We start from the raw sequence: 3,684 nt of genomic DNA on the forward strand, positions 1-3,684 counted from the left end.
TTATTTGCGTCCCTATACTTGTCTCCCTCATCCCCTCGGTTATGGTGGGGAGGCCCCCCCTCCCCCCCTCTGGGTTTGGGTGCGAGGACTCCCGGGTCAGGTGGCTTGGATGGGTCCGGGTCGACCGGAGGGCCGGGCGAATCCCTCACGCAGGGTGGTGAAGACGTCGGGGACGCCGAGGTCGGCGGCGCCGAGGTGGGTGACGTCGTATTCCGACCACGACACCGCCACGTCGCGGGAGATGTACTCGGCGAACAGTCCTCTCGAGGACTCGATCGGAACCAGGCCGTCGAGGAGCCCGTGATACAGATGCACCGGCACCAGGGGTGCTTTTGTTGTGCCGAGGATTTCGTTGGCGAGTACGTATCGCCAGAGCGGGTCGTTCCACGGGTCGGGGCGTTCGCACCACACCGACAACGGGTGCAGGTACTGCACCATCAGACGCGCCAGGTCGAGGTGGGAGGCGGTGCTGACGGCGCGGACGCCCTCGTCGGTCAGCAGGTGATCGACAGGTAGGTGCGCGTAGGCGCGCATCAGCCCGACCATTCCCGCGAACGCCAGCCCCGCCCATGGACCACCATCGAGATCGGTGATCAACGCACGCGGGTCCCGGATCACCGCACCGGCGGCGACGGCCCGCAGATCCAGGTCGGGGGCATACTCGGGTTGGTGTTCGGCCGCCGCGACCGCTGCCCGGCCGCCGTCGGCGTATCCCCACACGGCGACCGGCACCGAACGTCTGTCTCCGGCTGCGGGCTTGGTGAGGGCGCGGGCCAGGTCGAGCACCGCGTGCGCGCCTGCCTTCGCGGCAAGGAAATGGTGTGGCCCCAGCCCGGTGATGCCCAGCCCGATGCCGTCGGGGAGGGCGACGGTCCATTCCTGGGCCAGTGCCGCGGCGATGCTGCTGGCGTCTGGTTCGGCGCCGTCGACGAGGAGCTGCGAGGGTGCGCACCGGCCGCCGAGTCCGTGGAAGGTCGGTACGTAGACGACCAGCGGGGGTCGCGCGGTGCCGTTGCCGGTCCTGGTCTTCGGTTCCAGCACGATGCCCGAGGCCGGGACCGGAATCCCGAAACTCGTTCTGCTCGTGTAGACAAGCTGCCAGGCCCGGCCCAGCCCCGCCAGGTGCGGCACGCTGACATCGCGCGTGCGCAGGACGACCCCGCGCTCAGCTCCAGGGCCGAGATAGGTGTTGTCGTAGAAGGCGTCGGTGGTCTCGTTGCCGGTCATGACCGGGCTCCGGCGATGTCGTGGGCCAGCGCGATCATCCAGGCGATGCCTGAATTCATCTGTCCGGTCAGGGCATAGCCGTTGTGGCGCCCGACCGTGTCGGCGAAATGCAGCCAGGTGACCGGGTTGACCAGCTCGGCGTTCTCCGTCGCCACCTGCCCCCATGCCGCACCGAGCTGCGCGATCAGCTTCGGCACCAACACCAGCGGATTCGCGGTGATTGCGGCGATGATCTCGCTCCACCGTGCACCGGCCGCCGCCGGATCGGGGCTGGATGTGCGGGGGTCACCGGCGTCGACGAGTCGATCCCCCAATCCGGCCTGTGGCGTGTAGTCGACGTTGCCCAGGCTGACCTGGAAGTCGTTGAGAACGACGGTGTTCCAGGCATCGCCGAGTGCGCTCGACAGCGCCGCACCCAGGGACGAGATGGCCCCGATCGGGTTGGTCAGATCGGCTTGGGCGAACAGCTCCGCTCCCAGGCGAAGGACCGCCGCCTGCCCGGGGGCCGAGCAAGCGAGGTCGCCGTCACTGCAGATGTCAGCGACCCGCCCGGTGAGATCGCCGTACCCGTCGGAGGTGGTCGCGATCCCCGCTCCCCCGGCCGGCGCGGCCAGCACCTGCACTGTCGACACCGCCGCACCGGTCGTCCCAGGCGCCGCGTCGGGCACGGTCTGACCAGGCCTCCCGGGGAACACGGGCTCGAGCTGGCCGCGGTCGGGGTTGGCGTACAGCGCGATCCCGGCGACTCGATCGGCCGGTACCGGTCCGTTGCCGGAGCCGACGTCGCGGGCGAAGCTCGCCATCGCCTGTGCGCCCTGGGAGTAGCCGACCCCGGCGAGCATGGTGTCCGGGCAGGACTCGACGACCTGTATGGCTGCGGCGTCGAGATTGGCTCGCGCGCCCGATACCGAGGACACATACGGGTTGGCGCCGCCGCCGGGGACGATGCCACCGAACCCGGCCTCGTAGCCGATGTAGGCGCGCTGCACCAGCGCGGGGACGGTAGAGACGACCGGTCCGATCAGCGACCCGACGATGCCGGTGTCGACGAGCGGGTCGGCGGTCGGCGAGGACTGTCCGGTGCCCTGGACACCGAGGATGTAGAGGGCTGGGCAGCCGTTGATGGGGACTGCTTTCGCGGGACCGGCTGAGGTCGGGGCGGTCACCGCCGCAGCGCCCAGCACGGCGGCGACTGCGGCCGCAACCCTTCGACCGGTCATTGGCCGACTCCGACACCCGCGCCGAACCCGGCGCCGATGGTGCCGCCGACCACCGCACCGACGACCGCGACAGGCACCCCGGCAATCGCGGCACCGGCAGCTGCACCCGCTGCGCCACCCAGGGCCGTGCCAGCAACACCGCTGGTGACCTGGCCGACGATCGGAACCGGCACCATGATGCCCAGGGCGGCCCCGGCGATCCCGCCGACGGTGCCGCCGATCAGTGCACCGACTGTCGCACCAGCCGCGGCAGCGGGGGCTCCGAGCACCGTCGCACCGGCCGCGCCGCCGAGTCCGGCGCCGCCCAGGACCGCGCCGGAGACGCGGTCGGATCGGCCGGCCGGGATGCCGATCGAGTCCAGGGCGGTGGCGACTTGGGCTTCGGCGCCGGCGGCGGTGTTGTTGATCGTGTCGCGTACCTCGACCGGTAGCCAGTCCGGGCTCGGGGTCTGCCACTCTCCGATCCGGATCGTGTTCTCCGGCGGTGTGATCGGCGCGACCGGCTCCACCGGTTCGGGCAGATGCAGTTCCTCGATCCGTACCGGCTCGACCGGTTCCTCCACACTCGGGGCGGGCCGCGACGAGCCGTTGCGTAGCTCAGCGGGCTGTTCGTAATACCGCGGTGCAGGTTCTGGTGTGGGTTCGGGCTCCGGTTCGGGAGCCGGTGGCGGCGCGGGAGTTTCGGTGCCGGGCTGGGCCGGGCTGGTGACACCGCCCTGGTCGGCCACCGTGGCCAGTGGGCCATTGGCGTGGGCCGGGGCGGCGGTGCCCACAGCGACCGCTACCGGGATCGCGGCGGCCAGCAGCAGGGTGCCGGCTCGACGTGGACTGGGAATTCTGTATCGACCGCGAGCGGCACTTGCGCGGGCGGCAGTGTATTCGGGCATGACTGGTCGACCTCTCTAGCCGAAAGATGACGCTGATGGGTTATGCCGCAGCTGAATTGGTTCGGTGGTGCGGCGAGAATTCAGATCGACGTCCGCCGGGCACCGCCGGCCGGTGCAGGACCGGACGCGGCGGTGTCTCTCGACGACTGGGTCAGAGGATGGTGAGTGCCAGGTGGAGGAGCTGGTTGGCCAGGGCAGCGCCGTTGGCCAGCAACGACAGCCCGGCGTTGAGGTAGCTGGCGATCACGATGGGATCCACAGAAATTACATTCTCGGATTGGAATGGCGTTAGCCATACAAACCAACCACCAAAACCCCGGGGGCGCGCTGGGCGTAGCTCTCCCCCCATT

The 3,684-nt window shown here is 70.0% G+C and carries 3 protein-coding genes; all 3 read right to left on the bottom strand.

Annotated features, from left to right (window positions below):
* Window positions 1–96: 96 nt before the first annotated feature.
* The 3 genes from ACFWPJ_RS19285 to ACFWPJ_RS19295 are packed head-to-tail and all read right to left on the bottom strand — an operon-like array spanning window position 97 to window position 3,334.
* Window positions 97–1,227, bottom strand: coding sequence for a lipase family protein (locus ACFWPJ_RS19285; protein WP_378853153.1), 1,131 nt, complete (start codon window positions 1,225–1,227; stop codon window positions 97–99).
* A complete protein-coding gene (locus ACFWPJ_RS19290; protein ID WP_378853155.1) occupies window positions 1,224–2,447 on the bottom strand; it encodes a cutinase family protein in 1,224 nt (407 codons plus the stop codon). The genes ACFWPJ_RS19285 and ACFWPJ_RS19290 overlap by 4 nt, the downstream gene beginning before the upstream one ends.
* Window positions 2,444–3,334, bottom strand: coding sequence for a hypothetical protein (locus ACFWPJ_RS19295; protein ID WP_378853157.1), 891 nt, complete (start codon window positions 3,332–3,334; stop codon window positions 2,444–2,446). Before ACFWPJ_RS19295 ends, ACFWPJ_RS19290 begins: the two co-directional genes overlap by 4 nt.
* Between the last annotated feature and the right edge of the window lie 350 nt (window positions 3,335–3,684).

It is taken from the genome of Nocardia sp. NPDC058497 (genome assembly GCF_042720195.1).
In the GTDB taxonomy this organism is placed as follows: Bacteria; Actinomycetota; Actinomycetes; order Mycobacteriales; family Mycobacteriaceae; genus Nocardia.